Origin of the sequence: Acetobacter malorum (genome assembly GCF_002153605.1) — a bacterium.
Classification (GTDB): Bacteria; Pseudomonadota; Alphaproteobacteria; order Acetobacterales; family Acetobacteraceae; genus Acetobacter; species Acetobacter malorum_A.
Window position 1 is genome coordinate 91,186 of record NZ_JOPG01000010.1, and the last position, 20,214, is coordinate 111,399.

Annotated in this window: 18 protein-coding genes and 1 other RNA gene; 8 read left to right on the top strand and 11 right to left on the bottom strand. The window is 57.0% G+C overall.

Annotated features, from left to right (window positions below):
• The first annotated feature begins 16 nt into the window (after nt 1-16).
• Nucleotides 17-1,189: a hypothetical protein gene (locus tag HK23_RS05475; RefSeq protein ID WP_218777692.1), complete on the top strand. Its 1,173-nt coding sequence runs from the start codon at nt 17-19 to the stop codon at nt 1,187-1,189.
• 308 nt (nt 1,190-1,497) lie between these two features.
• Here the strand turns inward: HK23_RS05475 and HK23_RS05480 are convergent, their stop codons facing one another.
• The 5 genes from HK23_RS05480 to HK23_RS05500 all read right to left on the bottom strand — a co-directional run bounded on the left by HK23_RS05480 (nt 1,498) and on the right by HK23_RS05500 (nt 7,795).
• Complete coding sequence (locus tag HK23_RS05480; protein WP_086653241.1) at nt 1,498-2,244, bottom strand: hypothetical protein; 747 nt, start codon at nt 2,242-2,244, stop codon at nt 1,498-1,500.
• A gap of 578 nt (nt 2,245-2,822) precedes the next feature.
• Nucleotides 2,823-3,806, bottom strand: a complete 984-nt coding sequence (locus tag HK23_RS05485) for a quinone oxidoreductase family protein (protein ID WP_086653190.1) — start codon at nt 3,804-3,806, stop codon at nt 2,823-2,825.
• Between the two features lie 86 nt (nt 3,807-3,892).
• Nucleotides 3,893-4,918, bottom strand: a complete 1,026-nt coding sequence (locus HK23_RS05490) for an FUSC family protein (protein WP_231888147.1) — start codon at nt 4,916-4,918, stop codon at nt 3,893-3,895.
• A 49-nt stretch (nt 4,919-4,967) separates the two neighbouring features.
• Nucleotides 4,968-6,533 (bottom strand): DegQ family serine endoprotease, encoded by a 1,566-nt coding sequence (locus HK23_RS05495; RefSeq protein ID WP_086653191.1) that lies wholly within the window; start codon nt 6,531-6,533, stop codon nt 4,968-4,970.
• An 86-nt stretch (nt 6,534-6,619) separates the two neighbouring features.
• Nucleotides 6,620-7,795 carry an OpgC family protein gene (locus HK23_RS05500; RefSeq protein ID WP_373270310.1) on the bottom strand — a complete coding sequence of 392 codons (1,176 nt, stop codon included), beginning with the start codon at nt 7,793-7,795 and terminating at the stop codon, nt 6,620-6,622.
• A gap of 235 nt (nt 7,796-8,030) precedes the next feature.
• Here HK23_RS05500 and HK23_RS05505 point away from each other — a divergent pair, with 235 nt between their 5' ends.
• The gene (locus HK23_RS05505; protein WP_063906908.1) at nt 8,031-9,170 is read left to right on the top strand and encodes an Mrp/NBP35 family ATP-binding protein; all 1,140 of its coding nucleotides are present in this window, start codon (nt 8,031-8,033) and stop codon (nt 9,168-9,170) included.
• 39 nt (nt 9,171-9,209) lie between these two features.
• Here HK23_RS05505 and HK23_RS05510 read toward each other — a convergent pair whose 3' ends face one another.
• From HK23_RS05510 to thyX, 3 genes are all read right to left on the bottom strand, one after another.
• Entirely contained in the window at nt 9,210-9,494 is a 285-nt protein-coding gene (locus HK23_RS05510; RefSeq protein WP_086653242.1) for a hypothetical protein, read from the bottom strand.
• Between the two features lie 154 nt (nt 9,495-9,648).
• Nucleotides 9,649-9,924, bottom strand: a complete 276-nt coding sequence (locus tag HK23_RS05515) for a hypothetical protein (RefSeq protein WP_086653194.1) — start codon at nt 9,922-9,924, stop codon at nt 9,649-9,651.
• 10 nt (nt 9,925-9,934) lie between these two features.
• Nucleotides 9,935-10,846, bottom strand: a complete 912-nt coding sequence (gene thyX / locus HK23_RS05520; protein ID WP_086653195.1) for an FAD-dependent thymidylate synthase — start codon at nt 10,844-10,846, stop codon at nt 9,935-9,937.
• A 217-nt stretch (nt 10,847-11,063) separates the two neighbouring features.
• Between thyX and HK23_RS05525 the strand changes: the two genes are divergently transcribed.
• From HK23_RS05525 to HK23_RS05545, 5 genes are all read left to right on the top strand, one after another.
• Nucleotides 11,064-11,768 (top strand): HPP family protein, encoded by a 705-nt coding sequence (locus HK23_RS05525; protein WP_086653196.1) that lies wholly within the window; start codon nt 11,064-11,066, stop codon nt 11,766-11,768.
• A 34-nt stretch (nt 11,769-11,802) separates the two neighbouring features.
• Nucleotides 11,803-12,134: a transfer-messenger RNA gene (ssrA, locus tag HK23_RS05530) on the top strand.
• A 243-nt stretch (nt 12,135-12,377) separates the two neighbouring features.
• Nucleotides 12,378-12,926, top strand: a complete 549-nt coding sequence (locus tag HK23_RS05535; protein ID WP_086653197.1) for an SspB family protein — start codon at nt 12,378-12,380, stop codon at nt 12,924-12,926.
• Between the two features lie 42 nt (nt 12,927-12,968).
• Complete coding sequence (locus HK23_RS05540; protein ID WP_063906912.1) at nt 12,969-14,624, top strand: fumarate hydratase; 1,656 nt, start codon at nt 12,969-12,971, stop codon at nt 14,622-14,624.
• 25 nt (nt 14,625-14,649) lie between these two features.
• Nucleotides 14,650-15,042 (top strand): VOC family protein, encoded by a 393-nt coding sequence (locus tag HK23_RS05545; RefSeq protein WP_043549369.1) that lies wholly within the window; start codon nt 14,650-14,652, stop codon nt 15,040-15,042.
• A gap of 175 nt (nt 15,043-15,217) precedes the next feature.
• Here HK23_RS05545 and HK23_RS05550 read toward each other — a convergent pair whose 3' ends face one another.
• From HK23_RS05550 to alr, 3 genes are all read right to left on the bottom strand, one after another.
• A complete protein-coding gene (locus tag HK23_RS05550; protein ID WP_256940086.1) occupies nt 15,218-16,675 on the bottom strand; it encodes a glucoamylase family protein in 1,458 nt (485 codons plus the stop codon).
• 503 nt (nt 16,676-17,178) lie between these two features.
• A complete protein-coding gene (locus HK23_RS05555; RefSeq protein WP_218777693.1) occupies nt 17,179-18,447 on the bottom strand; it encodes a D-amino acid dehydrogenase in 1,269 nt (422 codons plus the stop codon).
• Between the two features lie 20 nt (nt 18,448-18,467).
• Nucleotides 18,468-19,631 (bottom strand): alanine racemase, encoded by a 1,164-nt coding sequence (alr, locus tag HK23_RS05560; protein WP_086653200.1) that lies wholly within the window; start codon nt 19,629-19,631, stop codon nt 18,468-18,470.
• A gap of 117 nt (nt 19,632-19,748) precedes the next feature.
• On the opposite strand from alr, the gene HK23_RS05565 reads away from it, so the two are divergent.
• Entirely contained in the window at nt 19,749-20,201 is a 453-nt protein-coding gene (locus tag HK23_RS05565) for an Lrp/AsnC family transcriptional regulator (RefSeq protein ID WP_061502361.1), read from the top strand.
• The last annotated feature ends 13 nt before the right edge of the window (nt 20,202-20,214 follow it).

The window sequence follows — 20,214 nt, forward strand, 5'->3', positions numbered from 1 at the left end:
CAAAAAGGACTTCATGATGAAACATCTAATGCTTTTAAGATTAGGAAAGAAATCAATTCATAAATCATGGATATACCGCTTAAGAAAAATAATGGATATTGCCTTTATATATTACGATGATAGCAATTTCTCTGAAGACTCTCCTGATTACGAAGCTTTTTTTGAAGGTACAAAACTTACTGGAATAAAAAAGTTTTTAGATACAAATCCTAATATTCTAGAGAATTACGATTATTTCTGGCTTTTTGAGGATGATCTCGTAATTAGCCATGAAACTGCCGATGGAATAATTTCTTTTATAAATAAATACCGTCCAGTTTTGTCTGCTCCCTCTTTAACAGCAGACAGTTTTTATACGCATCCCGTTATGTTCCAAAATATAGATTTGATGCTACGGGGCACTGATTTTGTAGAATGTATGTCGCCAATAATGAGCCGTGAATTTTTGCGAGATACATTAAAAGAATTTGAGGCATATCCTATATGGGGAATAGAATATTATTGGCAGCACTTGCTTTGGGAAAAGCGGGAACTCGCATTTATTTATGATAAATATCCTATTTCTCATACTCGCCCAACCGGCCATGGATCTTTGTATAAAAATGCGGAAGGGAAAAATATCAATCACATCGAAGACAATGCCATAGCACAAGAACTTTATGGGAAAAAGTTCAATAAATACATTAATGTATTATTTGGGATGCAAGATAATTTTAATCCTTCTATCTTGGTTTCTGATGACTTGAGAGAGTATATAGATTCTGGCTCACGGCACTTAGTGAAGTTACATGGGGATCATATAATTCCCTGTTTGAAGAATGATACATATTTTGCAAATAGCTTATTTACACAATTTTTATCATTCCAGCGTATCCAAGAAATTTTTGGATTGCATGATATTACACCGTTAGAAAGCCAACTTATTGTGCGGACGTGGAGTTTTGGTCGAATCGAACCGCATGCAGAATGGGCAAAAAAATTAAAATTCGATATATCTGGAAATATTAGAGGATATAATAATTCCAACGAACGATACTGGAAAGTAATAGATGATAATTTAGTTATATTAGGAGATGATAAAATGACAAGCACTGTATTTAACCACATATCACAGGACAATGGTAAATTTTATTTACAAGGAGAACACAAGAAAAGTAGTAATATGATACATTACTTAAAAGAAACCTAAACTATTTATAAAAATAATCCCTTTAATAGAAAAGTGTTGCCCGACAATCCACCTCTCCTCGAAATAACTTATAATAGAAAAAATCAGAAAAATTACAAAATAAACCGTCAACACAATTCAGTATAATATTAGATTCATAAAAGAAGTATGGAATATTTATAGGACAACTCCGTAATGAACTCATGAAAAAACTACGTGGTTGTCGATACATTACACAAAACAACAGAGAAATGTTTATAGTTTTCAAATTAAAAAAGGCGCCCCAAACGGGACGCCTTTTTTGTAAGCCCTGAGAAAAATCAGAAGCGTTACTGAGCCGGAGACACTGCCGGAGCAGACGGCACAGCAGGCGCTGCCGGCACGGCGGGAGCCGCGGGAACGCCCGGTGCAGCCGGAACGGCAGGCACGGCCGGAACCGTTGCAGCTGCACCCGCAGCAGCGGCATTGGCTGCATCTGCCGGAGCCTGGACACCCGGAGCATTCGGGTCAGCAGCCGGAGCAGCTGTATCGTTCAGGATGACGTAGGAGATGGATTCCGTACGGGTAATGTCGATGACGTCGCCAACCTTCAGCGTCGCCATGAAGTCCTGCATCGCCTTGATGCGCAACACGGCAATGTGAGACTCACCATCCGTCGTCACGAAGGACAGGGTGTGGGTTGCAAGGTCAATGCTCTGCACAGTCGCGCGTTCACGACGGAACGCTGCAATCACACCGCGCGGGTGGCCATGCACGTAGCCTTTGGCGGTCGTCAGCGTGGATTCCGGCAGCGGGCTGTCCGGCGGGGCAATTTCAGCGCCCAGCGTTTCCACAAAGCGGATGCTCAGCTTGTCACCCGCATTTACATGCGGCAGATCGCGCACGGCAGAACCGTATTCGATGGTGATGAGGTGACCGTTGGCTTCACGCAGCAGAAGCTCACGCGCATCATGGTCAACAGTTTCCACCACAGCTTTTGCGGACTGGTTCTTGAGCAGAACCGACGCCTGCGCATGAGCGGCTGACGGCAGACCAGCAGCCACAACGCCACCAACTGTCAGCGCACATGCAGCCATGGACCCTGCAGCCAGAGAAGCAAGACGGGAGACGATAGGATGCAACGCCCTTATCCTTTCTTAAATCAGTCTGACAACACAGGGATGCAGACAGCAGTTACACTGAATTTAGTCTGATACAGGGCCGGCACCATAACACAACCCGTCGCCAGCACATTGCTCTACCTCAATAGGGCGTTGGCGACCGCACCCCTTTCAACCCGGCATAAAAAAAGCCCGTCCGGCTTGCACCGGGCGGGCTTTGGGTCTGGCCATGTCTGGTCAGAAAATCAGATTCAGCCGCAGCACTTTTTCTTGCGGAAGAAATAAACCGCTGCAGCAACCAGGCCAGCAATCAGCAGACCGCGCATACAGGGGGACTTCGGGCACTTTACCGGACATTTCGGCATATCAGACTATCCTTGCATTCTTTTTCGCCCACCCGATGTGCCGGGCAGACGTATCAATCTAACCGATCCGCTGCGCTCCGTCATGGGCTAACAGCCGCATGCCAGCGCCTTCACGCGCACCTCTTTAAAAAACGTCCTGCACACCCCATCGTTCCCGGGCCGGGCTGGCGGGAGGCTGCGAGACACCTTTTACGGCAGCAGAATGGTACTACCGGTTGTCTTGCGCGACTCCAGAGCACGATGGGCTTCAGCGGCCTCTGTCAGGGCAAAACGCTGCCCGATGGAGGGCCGCAACACCCCCTGCTCCAGCGCGCTGAACAGGGCTGCGGCTGAGGCCTGAAGCTCGGATTTGTCTGCGACATAGGTCATCAGGGACGGCCGGGTGAGATACAGACTGCCGTGCGCGCCCAATGTGCCCACATTCACACCCGTTACCGGACCGGAGGCGTTGCCGTAGCTGACCATCAGGCCACGCGGGGCCAGGCAGGACAGGCTGGCCTCAAACGTATCCCGCCCGATGCTGTCATACACCACCGGGAGCATGGCGCCGTCTGTCAGCTCCCGCACGCGCTCGGGGAGATTGTCGGTGCCCACCAGCACCTCAGCAGCCCCGCAGGCGCGGGCCAGATCAGCTTTTTCCTGCGTGGAGGTTACGCCAATAACCCGCGCGCCCAGATGTTTACCCCACTGGCAGAGCAACTGACCAACCCCTCCGGCTGCGGCATAAACCAGAATGGTCTCACCCTTGCGCACCGGATAAACCTGCCGCAGCAGCATATGAGCGGAAAGCCCGCGCAGGGTTACGGCGGCCGCCGTCTCGAACGACACACTTTCGGGCAGCACCACCAGACGATCGGCAGCAATAGTCCGATACTGTGCATATCCGCCCGGCACCCCGGCATAGGCCACCCTCATACCGGGCTTGAGGTCCGTGACATCCGGGCCTACAGCCTCAATCACACCAGCGCCTTCTGAGCCGGGAATGGCGGGCAAAGACGGAAATTTATAAAGGCCGGAGCGGAAATAGGTATCAATGAAATTGACCCCAATCGCCTTCTGCCGCAGCAGCACTTCCCCTGCTCCCGGTGAGGGTACGGGCAGGGTTTCCACCTTCAGCACATCCGGACCGCCGGCTTCATGCACCCGGATAACGATGTTGGTTTGATCACTCATGGCAAAACACTCCCTGTGCTGAAAAAGCTTCAAACAGACCTGAGTTCGTCAGCCTCTTAAAGATTTATCCCACTCACCAGCGTGCCTCAGGCTTTTTTGGTGTCGTCTTCTGCCAGAAGCTGGATCAGGGTTTTCAGGTCCGTGCGGAGAACGCCCATGACAAAGCGCATAATTTCCTCACCCTGCGCATCATCATCCGGCAGAGCCGTAATCACCCCGGCCGCCACGCGATATTCCTCACCGGTGCGGGACACCACTTCGCTCTCGCAGCGCTGAATAATCCAGTCAAAAGCGCGCATCAGGCCGGGGCTGAGCGGGTCTGTCGCCTCGTCCTTGCCCTGTGCCGGCTTATCCTCCGCCAGCAAAACCGCCCGCGTGACCACCAGCGCATCCATCTGCAACTGCCGCAGCGCCTTGGGCAGTTCCGCCAGCATCGGGTCCCGCTTTTCCAGCGGACGCCAGTGCTCGCGCCGCGCCTCCTCCACCGCACTCTGCACTTTGCGCAGAGAGACGACGCTGGCGTCGTTCAGATCCTGAATTTGCGGCCAGTTCATCTCATGGTTGTGCGCCTGCGTCAGCATCTCGACAATCTGACGCACAGTGATGGCCGCATTTCGGAAGGCATCCCTCCGCGCCTGCTCATGCAACACAACGTAAGTCACCAGCATGGAAACACCCACGCCCATAAGAATGGACAGCACGCGCTCAACCGGCAGCAGATAAGGGTCATTTGGCGTGGCGAACAGGGTGGCGATCATCAGCGTGACCACCCCCATCCGCGTCCCCGGCTTCCAGGAGGCCAGAATAGCCAGCGGCACAAAGGCCAGCGCAAAGGACTCCCAGAGCGGCCAGTGATAGAGCATGAGCGTGATGGGCAGAATGCTTGCCGCCGCCCCGATCAACGTGCCCACAAGCTGATACCGCCCGCTGGACAGCGTTTCTGTAATGCTGCTCTGGGTGACAATCACGGAGGTGATCAGCGCCCAGCCCGGTTCCTGCAAATTCGTGATCCACGTCACAAATCCGCACAGCCCGACAGACACCAGAAGCCTGATGGTCTGCCGGACAACCGGATTGCCCAGCCAAGGGGCAGACAAAAATTTAAAATGCATCAAAAGCCCGCTCTGCTTCTACAAGACCGGCAGAAAACGCAGAACCGGCTCAGGGGGTGTCCTCACCATTCAGTGGGAACGGCACCCAGCGCAGGCCGTCAGCATCATGCACCAGCAGAAGCACAGATTTCTTGTGGGCTTTCTGGGCGTCCTCAATCCGTTTTTTGAGGTCTGCCGGGCTGGTGACTTCCGCCTGCTGCACTTCCGTCACCACATCGCCTTCCCGCAGGCCACGGTCGGACGCCAGACCACCGTCCTTCACGGAAGTGACCAGCACACCCTTCTGGCCGGAGGGCAGGCTGTATTTCTGGCGAGCAGCCGCATCCAGCGGCCCGACGGAAAAGCCGAGTTTGGAGAAGCTGACTTCAGCAGCCCCTTTGGGCGTCGCTGCGGGCTTGGCTTCCGGCTCAGCAGCCGGTTCCGGCAGCATGCCGATGGTCACCGGCACATCCACCATCTTGCCATGACGCCACACACCCAGATGCGCCACCGTGCCCACCGGCAACTGAGCAGACAGACGCGGCAGAGCCTTGCCTTCAATCGGCTGGCCATCCAACGTCTGGATCACGTCACCTGTCTGGAGTTTGGCTTTAGCGGCGGGGCCGTCTTTTTCCACACCTGCCACCAGTGCGCCGCGGGCGGGACTCAGGCCTAGACCATCCGCAATATCCTGCGTCACGTTCTGGATACGCACACCCAGCCAGCCACGAGAAACTTTCCCGGTTTTGCGGAGCTGATCCACAATCCCGCGCGCCTCATTGGCCGGAATGGAAAAGCCAATCCCGACAGACCCGCCAGACGGCGAATAAATAGCGGTGTTCACGCCAATAACATTGCCGTCCATGTCAAACAGCGGGCCACCGGAGTTGCCTTTGTTGATGGGCGCATCCGTCTGGATGAAGTCATCATACGGGCCCTGATCAATATTGCGCCCGCGTGAAGAAATAATCCCGGCCGTGACCGTGCCGGACAAGCCAAACGGGTTGCCAATAGCCAGAACCCAGTCCCCTACCCGGCGCTTGTCGCTATCCCCAAAATGGACAGCAGGCAGCGGCTTCTTGCTTTCCACTTTCAGCAGAGCCAGATCGGTCCGGTCATCATGCCCCACGGCACGGGCCGTCAGCACAGTATTGTCCTGTAGCGTGACCGTAATCTTGTCGGCATGGCGGATAACGTGATTGTTCGTCACGATGTAGCCGGCGGGGTCGATAATAAAGCCGGAGCCCAGCGCCTGCATGCGGCGCGGCGGTGCGTCCGGGCTGCTCTGCCGGTTCATGAAGTCATGAAAGAATTTCTCAAACGGTGAGCCCTGCGGGAAATTGGGCATCTGGGGGAGCTGGTCATCCCCACCATCCCCGTCCTCATCATCCTCATCAGAGCCACTTTTGACGGTCTGCGTCGTGGAGACATTCACCACGGCAGGCAGCAACCGCGCTGCCAGATCGGCAAAACTGTCCGGCGCGCCATTCAACCGGCCAGCGACCGGCGGCGCTGCCTGAGGCGCTGCCGGCAGAGCAGCCCCCTCCGCAGCCCATGCAGCAACCGGGCCGGAGACCCCCGCCAGCAGCAGGCAGGACAGAGAACCGGCACGAAGAAGATGACTGGACAGGCGCATGGGCGAATTTACTCTCAAACGACAGAAATCACATCGGACCTTAGTCTATCGCACGATCCTGTTCCACCGTCAGCCTGTTTCGAACATCAGGCCACCCGCGCAGCCCGCTGACGTTTGCGGTACCCATCCAGCCAGGCGGCCAGAGCAAACAGAATGCTCAGCCCGGCCACATTCACGACAATCTGCAACAGCCAGCCATCCCCAAAGGTGCTGAAGAGCAGGCGCGCATACAGATCCAGCACCGTGCCCACCACAAAAATTTCCAGAGAATGACGCCCCACCCGGGCCAGAAGCTGGCCGGTGCTGGTGTCCGCCGCCCACTTACGCGCCGCAGCGGAGGACTGCACCAGATAGAAAATGGCCATCACATCCAGAAGCCGCAGAGGCGAGAGCCAGCTTTTTTCCGGCATGATCATACTGCCAAACGGCCGCAGGTCCGGCAGCCCCCACTGCGCCCAGGGGAAGGCCTGCAGGGCGGAAAACACCAGATACAGCACACAGCACCCGGCCAGAATGTCCAGACGCGGGAAGTCCGCCCCGCGCCGCTCTGTCTCGGCAGACGCAGAGGCCCCAAGCGCGAACAGGAACTGCCAGGCAAACGGGTTGAAATACCAGCCATCCGGGTCCAGCCAGTTTGGCAGGTTCAGGCCGGGGTCCAGATTGACCAGCATCCACAATGCACCGGACAGCAGCAGCGCCAGAGAACGATGGATGCGCATCAGCACATAAAACAGCGGAAACCCGCCCAGAAGGATGATATAAAGAGGCAGGATGTTCAGGTTACTGGGCAGCGCGTCAAACATCATGACGCGCCAGACCCAGCTCAGACCATGCGCCAGTTCCGGCTCCAGAAAATCCACCGGCACCAGCGTATAATGCCGCCAGACCCGCACCGTGATGACATAGACCACCACCATAATGGTCTGCCCGATATAAAGCTGCACGCAACGGCGGAAAATGCGCCCCAGACAGACGGCAACCCCGTATTTCCGAAAGCCCCGCCCGTAGGCAAGCCAGGAGGCATAGCCTGCCAGCAGAACAAAGATTTCCGCCGCATCGGCAAACCCGATATTCCGCATGGTAAAACGGTTGAGCAGGTTTTGCGGGATGTGGTCCACAAACATCATCAGCAGCGCCACACCCCGCATGGCGTCAATTCGATGGTCCCGCACGGAGCGGGCTACGGGTGGCACGGACTGAGAGGATGGGGGAACGGCTGGAGAGGGAACCTGTTGTCCCATGGTGGACGGATCGTTCGGCATGGCGCTCATGATAACGGATCGGTCCCTTTTTCCATCAGACACAGGCGCACACCAGATATTGGGCGACCACTTCCTTCTTTACGCGCCCCGAATGACCGAAAAAAGCGTCAAAACGATGGGGGCTGCAAAACAGCGCACCCGCTCTCCCCCCTTGACGGCAGCAGCCTCATGCTGTTGCCAACAGGGCAACAGGCCTCATGTGCCGCAGAGACAGCCAGAGTCAGGACGAAAAACAGTGGTACACTCTTCTCCCCTCCATCATGATGACGTTGCCCGTGTGCTGGATTCCGTGCGGGATGCGCAAACGGGCCACTCCCTGCTGGCCCTGAGCAAGCTCGACGGCTTCCGGCTGGAAGAGGGGCGGTTGAGTGTGGCGCTAGCTGTCAGCAAAGAGCAGGCTGCTACCCTCGCCCCGCTATGTAACGAGGCCAAACCTGCACTGGAAAAACTGCCGGGCGTGCAGACGGCCACCGTCATTCTCACCGCCCATCGCGCCCCTTCGGCTCCCGGTGCTGCCCCCTCCGCCCCGGCACGCCCCAAGGCCGGAGGCGGCGGCCACCGTCCGTTTGGTGGCCCCGCTCCCGCCCCGGACGCACCGGTGCTGCCCAACGTGAAAGCCATTATTGCGGTCGCCTCCGGCAAGGGTGGCGTGGGCAAATCCACCACAGCCACCAATCTGGCCATTGGTCTGGCGCAGGAAGGACTGCGCGTGGGCCTGATGGACGCCGACATTCACGGCCCCTCCCTGCACCGCATGCTGGGTACAGACGCCAAGCCGGAAGTGCGTGAAGGCCGCCTGCAACCCATGCAGGTCTGGGGTCTCAGCGCCGTATCCATCGGCATGCTGGTGGATGAAAAACAGGCCATGATCTGGCGTGGCCCGATGGTGATGGGCGCTATCAATCAGTTTCTGACCGACGTGGACTGGGGCGCGCTGGATGTTCTGGTGGTGGATATGCCGCCGGGCACAGGGGACGCCCAGCTCTCCCTGATGCAGAAAGTGCCGCTGGCCGGGGCCGTGATTGTCTCCACCCCGCAGGATATTGCCCTGATTGACGCCCGGCGCGGTGTGAGCATGTTTGAGAAAATGAATGTGCCTGTTCTCGGCCTGATTGAGAACATGTCCTATTTCTGCTGCCCGAACTGCGGCCATAACACGGAACTCTTTGGCCACGGCGGCGCGAAGAAGGAAGCTGAAACCATGGGCGTGCCCTTCCTTGGGGAAGTGCCGCTGCTGGCAGATATCCGCTCTACAGCGGATGAAGGAACCCCGATTGTGGCCAGCGCCCCGGATAGTGAAGGCGCCCAAGCCTTCCGCCGCATTGCTCAGGCCACAGCCGCCGCCCTCAAAGACAAACTCAGCGCGGCGAGCTGACTATACGAGGCGGGTGCGCCCGCCTCACCCCGCTCAGGCTCAGTGTTTTTTAGCAGACGCTTTCTGACCGCTGGCCGGTTTATTATCGAAGAACGCGCGGCACTTCGGGCTCAGCTTGTCCTTCTTGCGCTCCATGCAGGCAGTAATCTTCTTTTCATTGGGAATCGCCAGCGCGCAAAGCTTGAGGGCATCGCCCTTGCAGGCTTCTGTCTGTTGCTGACGCAGAGTATCTGCCGCCTGTGCCGGGGTCAGCGTGCCTAGCAGCGCCGCGCCACCTGCTGCCAGACAGAGCGTGCGTAAAAATTTTGGTGATAAAATAGACATCTCACTGCAATCCATCTTCTGTACAAAAAAGCCCGTCAGCCGCGAAAAAGGATGACTCATGGAACGATACAGAAGAGTCCTGCCGCGCCACCACACCTCATGCTGAGAGGCTGACCTGCGCAGAAAACAAGGAACTTGACGATTCTGTCAAATTTTAGTGAAGGCAGAGTGTCTTATGGCTATCCGGCCCCTGTGTTTCACACACATGCAGATGCTGGGGCTTCATATCCTTCGGGGCCGTAAAAAACAGATAGGCCCACACGCCAACCAAAAGAGCCGCCACCACAATAAAAGGCGTGAAATTTGGCAGGCGGTCAGAGGGCGGACGGAGCCCTTTCAGGTCATCCGCTGGCGCAAGAAAGGGCGAGGACGCAGGCTTTGCATCCTCGCCCTCCACAAAAGGTTCGTCGTGGAATGGAGAGTCCTTCATCGGCTGGAAATCAGCCTTTCAGGACGGCCATCATTTCGTCCCACTCACGCTTGCTCAGGCCAGAACCAGCCTGTTCCACCTGCTCACCCGCCAGCATGCGGCGTACAATTTTCAGCATCCCGGCAGAGAACGTCACCGCACCGCGGCGATAATCCTCAAACGCCGCCGCCGTCTGCGGCACCCACGCGTGCAGGATCTTCAGCATGGCTTCTGCATAGACCCGGATTTCATACTGCGCGTGCGGGTCCAGCCGCAGGGCCAGAAAGTGCATCAGGTTGTGCAGGTCAATCTTCCAGTACCACTGGGTATAGGTGTTGACCGTTAGATTGATACGCGCCAGCTCACGGGCCAGACCATAGCCGTCTTCTTCCGTGCTCAGCATCGTCTCATAATTGCGGTAGGTGCGGATGGCGTCATCCCGCAGGATGTCCATAACCGCCGCCGCATCATCCGGGGCCAGCACATCGCCACGACCCTGACGATTCACGGCACTCTGGGACGCCATGTGTTCCGGGGCGGGGATGTAGAATTCACTGTCGAGAATCGAATAGCGGGCAGAATATTCATTCACGCTCGCCATACGGTGACGGATCCACTGCCGGGCCACAAAAATAGGCAGTTTGACGTGAAATTTCATCTCGCACATCTCAAACGGCGAGGAATGGCGATGCCGCATCAGATAGCGGATCAGCCCGGCATCTTCAGACACCTTGCGGGTGCCGCGCCCGTAGGACACACGCGCTGCCTGCACAATGGCGGAATCATCCCCCATATAGTCAATAACCCGCAGGAACCCGTGGTCGAGCACTTCCTGCGGTTCATACAGCATGGCCTCCAATGCCGGCACCGTGGGGCGGCGAGTGGAGCTGGTTTCTTGGGCGTGCGCCGCAATTTCGGCGCGCTGGGCATCGGTCAGTGACATGCCTTCTCCCTAGCGCAAAATACACGAGGCGAAAATGCCTGATCTCACGCAACAGCGCTCTGCTGCGTTATCATAAGAGAAATTTATAAATTAATAATGTTATTCAATTAGACGGCATCAGCCAGAGTATGACACGCAGAAAGAGAAAGCACTGACCTCTTTCCTTTCAATAAAAATACAAAATTAATTATAACGAATTCGAACGGATACTTCAGGTATGGGTCAATTCTTCTCCTCCGTGCCGCCGTTTACGGCACGGGGCAGCTACACGTCTTTCTTGTCTCTGGCTGTTGGCCTGGGGGCCGTGTGTGGCATCCTTGCCAGTCTGGTGCTAACGGGCCTGATAGCGCCCGCGGCTCTCCCCGCCATTGTTGCCCCCATCGGCGCCTCTTCCGTTCTGGTTTTTGCTATTCCGGCAAGTCCGCTGGCAAAGCCGTATGCCGTTATCATGGGAAATGTTTTGTCCGCCGCACTCGGGGTGCTGGTCAGTATCGCCATCCCGCATCAGATGCTTGCTGCGGGGCTGGCTGTCGGGCTGGCCATCATGGCCATGACGGCGACTCGCTCTCTTCACCCTCCCGGCGGGGCCGCAGCCTTAACAGCCGTTCTGCTCCACCCTTCCTCGGCCGGACCGACCGCAGCCCTCCTGTTTCCGCTGGTTCCGGTTGGGCTTAATTCGCTCATTCTGGTCTGTGTCGGCATAGCGTTTCACCGGCTTTCTGGCCGTAGTTACCCTCATCACCCCCTACCTGCTTCACCTGCGGCAGAAACCGCAACCGAACTGCGCCGGGAGGATATCCTCGCCGCCCTTCATAAAACCGGGGAAGCCTTTGACATTGAGCTCGAAGATCTGGAGCGCCTGCTCACGCTGGCTGAGCAACACAGGGACAGGCGGGGCACCGTCCGTATTGCGCCAAACTGAACGCGTCGTGCTGCGGGCAGAGGCCCCTTTCTCTGCTCTTGCAATCCGCCCCCGTGCTCCTTATGTTCATCAGTGCCGGAGGGGCTTGCCCCTTGGCTATGGTGATAAACGGAACGTGGAATAATCGTTGTGGACCCGGGGGCAGTACCCGGCGTCTCCACCAATACAATCCGGCCTCACGGCTCGGACGGATGGGGACGAAACAGGCTCGACACGCGTGGTAAAGACCTTCCTTTTGCCCGGCATTGTACCGCCGTTATCGGGCTAAACTTACAAGTGCCAATGATAACACTGAGGTGCTCGCTGTCGCTGCATAAGCGATAAGCGCGGTTCGGGAGGGCACCGGGCAACAGAAGCCCTCCCACTTTGCAGCCATGAGATCAGCCGGACGCAGCCCTTACCGTCCTGCACCCTGCAAAACCGCAAAAAGCCCGGTCAGGCACAGTTCAAGCACATTTGATCCTTACCCGGCAGACCATTCAGCCTCCTGCCGTGTTGCAGAATCATAACTTGTCGACTTGCACTTGCCCCCTCTTTCACGCATGGCTGACGGCAGAGTGATATTCAAGACGCCGACATGTCCAACCGGCGCGAGCGAGGAGAGCTTTCATGGCGGATGACCACGATAACACCCCGGAAAATGGCGCTTTTCCGCCCGAAAGCCTGCTGCCTTACGAAACATGGCTGGAAGACGCCTATCGCGGCGTGATGCTCAGCGCGCTTGAGTATGTGAGCCGTGAAGGCCTTGCGGGCGAACATCACTTTTACCTGACATTCCGCACGGACGTCCCGGGAGTGGTGATCCCCGATCGCCTCCGCGCGCAGTATCCGCATGAGATGACCATCGTGCTGCAGCACCAGTTCTGGGACCTGAACGTGGACCGTGCTGCGGGCAAGGTCTCCGTTGGCCTGTCCTTTGGCGGTGTGGGTTCCATTCTGGAAATTCCTGTGCGCGCCTTTACCGGGTTTGCGGACCCCTCCATCCATCTCAGCCTGCACTTCATGCCGGCGGAACCGGAAGAAGAAACCGCGCCCGAAACGGATGCCAGCCCGGCCCCATCGGCCGAAAAAGAGGCTGAAGGCTCAGCGGAAAGTGACACCTCATCACAGGTTGTCAGTCTTGACGCCTTTCGCAAGAAGGGGCCATCACCCGGTTAAGCCCCACTTTTCGGGGCAGGCCGACGGAGAGTTCAGCACATCATGACCAGCCAGCCCCCTCGCCCCCCGGTACCCGCCTTCACCTATTCCCCCATTTTTCCGCTGGGGGAGGACACCACGTCCTATCGGAAGGTGGATATCGCCGGTGTCAGCACATCGGAATGCGGCGGCAAAACCATCCTGCACATCACGCCAGAAGCTCTGACGGAGTTTACGGCGCAGGCCTTTCATGAAGTCGCGCATTATCTGCGCCCTGCCCATCTCAAACAGCTCGCCAGCATCCTCAAGGACCCCGAAGCCTCGGACAATGACCGCTTCGTAGCCCTGGACCTGCTGAAAAACGCCTGTATTGCCGCAGGCGGCGTGCTGCCCATGTGTCAGGATACCGGCACCGCCATTGTCTTTGGCAAAAAAGGCCAGCGCGTGTGGGTGGAAGGCGATGAAGAAGTCGCGTTCTCCAAAGGCGTGTATGAAACCTACACCCGCACCAGCCTGCGCTACTCACAAATGGCGCCCCTCAGCATGTTTGAAGAAAAGAACACCGGCACCAACCTGCCTGTGCAGTGCGATATTTTCGCAAGCCCCGCCACGCATCATGATGAACAGTTTGACCTGATGTTTGTGGCCAAGGGCGGCGGCTCAGCCAACAAGACCTTCCTGTTTCAGGAAACCCGCGCCCTGCTCGGCTCCGAGCAGAAGTTGCTGGACTGGCTGGATGTGAAGATCAAAACCCTCGGCACGTCCGCCTGCCCGCCCTACCATCTGGCCATTGTAATTGGCGGTATGTCGGCCGAGCAGACGCTCAAGACCGTCAAGCTGGCCTCCACCCACTGGTATGACACCCTGCCCACCAGCGGCAGCATGACCGGCCATGCCTTCCGGGATGTGGAGATGGAGCAGAAGGTTCTGGAACTCACCCGCAAGCTGGGCATTGGCGCACAGTTTGGCGGCAAATATTTCTGCCACGATGTCCGCGTAATCCGCCTGCCGCGCCACGGTGCGTCCTTGCCGGTGGGCATGGGCGTGTCCTGCTCGGCAGACCGGCAGATTAAGGCCCGTATCACGGCAGATGGCTTCTTTCTGGAAGAGCTGGAGCATGACCCGGCCCGCTTCCTGCCGGAAACAACAGATGAGCATCTGGAAGGCGAGGCCGTAAAAATCGACCTTAACCGCCCGATGGATGAAATCCGCAAGGAACTCTCCCGCTATCCTGTCAAAACCCGCCTTGCCCTGACGGGCACCGTGGTTGTTGCGCGTGACATTGCCCACGCCAAATTCCGGGAACGGCTGGAACGCGGTGAAGGCCTGCCGCAGTATCTGAAAGACCATCCGGTCTATTACGCAGGCCCCGCCAAAACGCCGGAAGGCATGGCAACCGGCTCCTTCGGCCCCACCACGGCGGGACGCATGGACTCCTACGTGGCCGAGCTTCAGGCGGCTGGCGGCTCTTACATCATGCTGGCTAAAGGCAACCGCTCCAAGGCTGTAAAGGATGCCTGCCAGACCTATGGCGGCTTCTATCTCGGCTCCGTCGGCGGCCCGGCAGCACGGCTGGCGCAGGACTGCATCCGCAAGGTTGAGGTGCTTGAGTATCCCGAACTGGGCATGGAAGCCGTGTGGAAAATTGAGGTCGAAGACTTTCCCGCTTTTATTGTTATCGACGACAAGGGGAATGACTTCTACGCTGAGCTCAGCTGAACACTAAAGGAGCTGTGTTGACCTCATGCGCTTTACTGTTGACCGGATGGACCACGCTGTCCTGACCGTACGAGACCTCGAAATTTCCGCCTCCTGGTACCAGCGTGTGCTGGGCATGGAGCGCGAGGAATATGGGCGCAACAACCGCACAGCTCTGCGTTTTGGCGGGCAGAAGCTCAACCTTCGCCCGCAGGACGCCACCGGCTGGGAAACCGCCGTGCACGCCCTGCCCGGTGGGAACGATTTATGTTTTGTCACCGCCGTAACCAGTGACGACGTGGTTGAACATCTGGAGAAATGTGGCGTGAGCGTTGTGCAGGGCCCCGTGGCCCGTCTGGGCGCACTCGGGCCAATCACATCGGTCTATTGCCATGACCCGGACCAAAATCTGATCGAGATCGCGTCTTATCAGGGATAAACGCCGCTCCCATCAAAGTCCGGGACCTGCTGTGAGCATGAGCCAGATTCACCTGACGGACGTTCTAAACAAATTGTAACAGTTTTCAAAAAAGGCCTCCCGAGAGCATCGTCTTTCGGGAGGCCTTTTTTAGATATCAGGTCCAATAACAGATTGTTCTGATTTTAAACGAACGTCAGCCCGACTGCTGCTGTCCATTCTGAACCGGAGGCTGCACAGTGGCGTGCTGGCTTGCGGGAGCAGAAACCTCTGCCTCGTTCCCGAGCCATCCGCCCCGGAACCCGGCTTTCAACAAACCCTGCCGGATAGCGGGATTATGCTTCATGGTGTTCCACACCAGCCCACTGCGCCAGTTTTCGATCATCAGCAGAATCGGCCCCTGATCAATGCCAAGATAGGCGGTGTCAGACCAGAACGATTTGTCTGCTGTATGGAAGCTGGGATTGAACGCATCCACAAACCCGTAGCGGCTATAAATATGATTGCCGTAGCGATGTTTCATTTCCCGCAGAGCAGGAATAGCAATTTCCGGCGCAAAGGCTACGGACCCCCCGGCTGCCGTCGGGGCAATGGTGCCATCATCCTGCGTATAGTCACGCCCGGTGCCTCGGGCGGAATAGGACATGAAGTGGCGCGGCGTGCCACCCACTGTCTGCGTCAGTTCACCCGGCCCGTCACTGGCCGTCAGCCCCCACACGTCTTTCCCGTAATCCTGCCATTTGCCGGGATTGGTCATGGCGTAGGTGCGCTGGGCATAGGTGGCGCGGCGACTATTTTCAAAATAGTCGATGCCTTTTTCCCGGTTCCAGTCATCCTGAATGCCCCGGAAATCAATCCAGGAATGGGTGTACTGATGCCCGAAAAGGGGTGCAAAATTCAGCATCGTCTGGCCGTAATACTCGCCCCAGCGCCGATCATTCGTCGTCAGCCAAGCCTGCCAGGAGGCCGGTTCCAGCGGATGCTTCTGCGAGCCAAGGGCCAGAATATAGGCCATCATGCCTTCGCTATAACCTTCCCAGTAATTGGGCAGGAACTGATGCTCGGGTGACCACCCCATGCTCAGCCGCAAATCAGGCCGACGCATCCAGGCCCAATCCACATTCTGGTAAAGCGCATTGGCCAGACTGCGAATTTCTGCTTCCTGCGGCGTGTCTTGCGTATAATAGCTTTCCGCAAACAAGATACCCTGCATCAGCAAAGCCGTATCAATGCTGGAGAGTTCAATATCTTTGTTAAAGCGCAGACCGGTTTTATTATTCAGGAAGTGATAGAAAAACCCGTGAAACCCGGAAGAATTTTCTGCACTGTCATTCTGCGGGAGTTTAGAAAGATAACGCAGGGTCGTCAGTGTGCGCTCTATGGCCTGCTGCCGCGTAATATAGCCACGCTCCACACCAATGCCATAGGCTGTCAGGCCAAACCCGATGGAGGCCACACTGGCCTGTGTCTGATCTGACGGATAACGGTCCGGCACCAGCCCGGTCTGGGCATCTCCAGCCTCCCAGAACCAGAGGAACGTGCGGTGTTCCAGATCTTCAATCAGCGCCATATCGGTGCGGGTGGGTTTGAAGACCACGCTTGTGGAAAGACGAGCGGCCTGCCGCTGCTGGCTGGCGGACGGTGGGGCCGGCATGGCCGCATTACTCTGCGGCGCGGCCTGCTCGGCCTCTGCCGCCTGTGCAAGGGCAGGATAGGCGGTCAGGCTCCCGGCCACAGCGAGCAGGCTAACCCCGAGTGTCAGCCCCCGGGCAGAGAGAGGAACCGGTTGGCAGGCACGGCGGAAAGACGAGACAAAGCGCGAAGGCAAGAAAAACCAGTCTGGCAGCATAACGACCAAGGCCCACCCTATGAAAGCATCAGGAGCAACATGAACATCCCTGTTCGGCGGGCATCTCAGCAACCAAAAGGGGCATATCCATGTCATACGCCAGCGGAAAATATGTTTTTTCAGAAGAACATTTTTTCTGCCTGATTGGTTTTACAATTTTTTGAAAAAACGCAGACCACACGCTTCTGCATGGCCTGCATGTCCGGCTTGCAGACACAAAAAAGCCGCCTGCTTTTTCCGGCAGGCGGCATACTCAGCGACATGATGAGCGCTTATTCCGGAAAAATAAGCAAATCATGAAAAGATTTTTATGAGAGACCGTAACGGAAAATATTCAGGTCTTCGTAGGCAATATCAGGTTTCTTGCCAGACATGACATCCGCCAGCACCCGGCCCGAACCACAGGCCATGGTCCAGCCCAGCGTGCCGTGGCCGGTGTTAAGGAACAGATTTTCCAGCCCGGTGCGACCGATAATAGGCGTGCCATCCGGCGTCATGGGGCGCAGGCCAGTCCAGAAGGATGCTCCCGGCACATCACAGCAATCGGGGAACAGATCCGTCACGGAATGTTCCAGCGTGGCCCGACGCGGGGCGCGCAGGCGGCGGCTGAACCCGGCCAGCTCTGCCGTGCCGCCCACACGCACGCGGTCACCCAGACGGGTAATGCCGATCTTGAAGGTCTCATCCATGATGGTGGAAACCGGCGCACGGTCGGCCTGTGTGATATTTGCTGTCAGAGAGTAGCCTTTTACCGGATAGATCGGCAGCTTCATCCCCAGAGAGCGCACCAGAGCGGGGGAAAAACTCCCCAGAGACAGAACATAGGAGTCTGCCGTCAGCACACCGTTGCTGGTGTCCACACCGGTAATACGGCCACCTTCGGATAAAAGCTGCTTGATACGGGTATTATACAAAAATTTTACACCCGCTTCTTCTGCCATTTTAGCCAGACGCTGCGTGAATTTGAACGCATCCCCTGTCTCATCACCCGGCAGACGCAAGCCACCCACAATCTTATTAGCGGCATCAGCCAGACCCGGCTCCGCCTGCACACAGGCTGCCCGATCCAGAACTTCGTAGGGCACCTGATACTGTTTGAGAACAGCAATATCCTGTGCAGCACCATCAAGCTGCTTCTGAGTGCGAAACACCTGCAAGGTGCCCTGCTGGCGGTCATCATACGCGATACCCGTTTTTGCGCGCAGGTCCATCATCACGTCGCGGCTATATTCCGCCAGACGCACCATGCGGCCCTTGTTCCGGTCGTAAGCAGCAGACGTGCAGTTTTCCAACATCTGCATGAGCCATGCCCACAAATGCGGGTCTGGCATGGGCCAGAATACAAACGGGGGATAGGCCATCATCAGCCATTTGATGGATTTCAACGGCACGCCCGGTCCGGCCCACGGTGCGGAATAGCCCGGAGAAACCTGTCCGGCATTGGCAAAGCTGGTTTCCATACCGGCTTCCGGCTGGCGCTCCACCACCGTGACCTCATGCCCGGCCTGTGCGAGATACCAGGCAGATGTCACACCGACAACACCACCACCAAGAACAATAACCTTCATGGTACGCACCTTCTTAATTTTTAAGAAATTCAGATGTTCTGTTCAGTATTTTTGTAAACACGATGATAGCGTCGCCCGAGCGAGGTCAGCACTTCATACCCGATGGTGCCTTCTGCCTCCGCCACGGCATCCACGCCGTAAGACGCATTCAGAAGATCCACCGTATCATCCGCGGCAATCTGCCCTTCCGGGATGTGAGAGATATCCACGGTCATGGAATCCATTGAAATACGGCCAAGAATAGGCAAACGCTGCCCGCCAAACCATGCGCAGCCCTTGCCAGCACCCTGCCGCGCAAAGCCATCCGCATAACCCGTGGCAATGGTCGCCACCCGGCAAGGACCATCCGCCTGCCATGTCAGCCCGTACCCCACCCGGTCGCCTTTGGAGAGCTGGCGAATTTGCAGGATATGCGCTTGCAGTTTCACAACGGGTGCAAGCGGGTTGGGGCCAGATGTATTGGGCGCAATGCCATACAACGCCGCACCGGGACGGACGAGGCTCCGGTGAAACGCTTCCCCGAGAAAAATACCGGATGAAGCCGCAAGACTGAGCGGTGCTTTTGGCAACAAAGCAGCATAAGCCTGCAGGGTCTGGAGCTGTTCCGCGTTGGCCGGGTTCTCTGGCGTATCCGCGCAGGCCAGATGGCTCATAATCAGACTGAGCGAAATGCCCCGCAACCGCTCCGGCTCCTGCGCCAGCGTGCGGACATCCGCCTCGGAAAGCCCAAAGCGGGACATGCCGGTATCCAGCTGCAAAGCCGCATCCAGCGGTCGGCCAAGCCGGTCTGCCAACGCCTGCAACTGGCTGACCTGTTCCAGAGAATTCAGAACCGGGCGCAAACCAGAACGCACACAGTCCTCCGCAGCCTCAGGACGCGCCCCATGCAGAACCGTAATGTGCGCCTTGGGTGAGACCCATTGCCGCAGAGCAAGCCCTTCATCCACATGCGCTACAAAGAAATGCCGCGCCCCGGCCTGCTCCAGCACAGGGGCAACCTGCTCGGCTCCCAGCCCATAGGCATCAGACTTCACCACGGCGGCACAGAGTGCGCTGGGCGTTCTGGCATCCAGCAGGCGGTAATTCGCAGCAATAGCAGCAAGATCAATCGTCAGGACAGCGCCGGCCCGATGCGCTGGCCAGCTGGGAGAAACAGAAACACAGGAAGACGCCACAGCAACCACCCAGGACATTTCGATTCCAAAACCTTAACAAAAAGCCGATGGAATATCCTGTCGATCAGTCGCATAAAATGCGACATATCCCCCATAATCCTCTATAAAATGCGCAAAAAAGCAGGATATCGCCTTATGATCTTCGACCGCCTGACAGACTCGATTTTGCGCCACCTTCAGCATGACGGACGCATGAGTAACGCCGAGCTGGCCCAGAAGGTTGGCCTCTCACCATCCGCCTGTTTGCGCCGGGTTAAAATTCTGGAACAGGAAGGGGTTATTCAGGGCTACCGCGCCATCATTGATAAAAACGCGGTCCACAGCATGTCCACTGTCATTGTGCAGATCACACTGGAACGCCAGACAGACGACTGCCTGCGCCGCTTTGAAAGCCGCGCGCGGGAATGCCCAGACGTGAAGGAATGCTACCTGATGACAGGGGATGCTGACTATCTGCTCCGCGTAGAAGCACGCGATATGTCAGACTATGAGCGGATTCATAAGGAAGAATTGTCCCGAATGCCGGGAGTGGTGCGGATTCAAAGCAACTTTGCAATCCGCCCCGTGGTTCAGCCCTGGAAAAGCTGAACAGCCAGAAGAT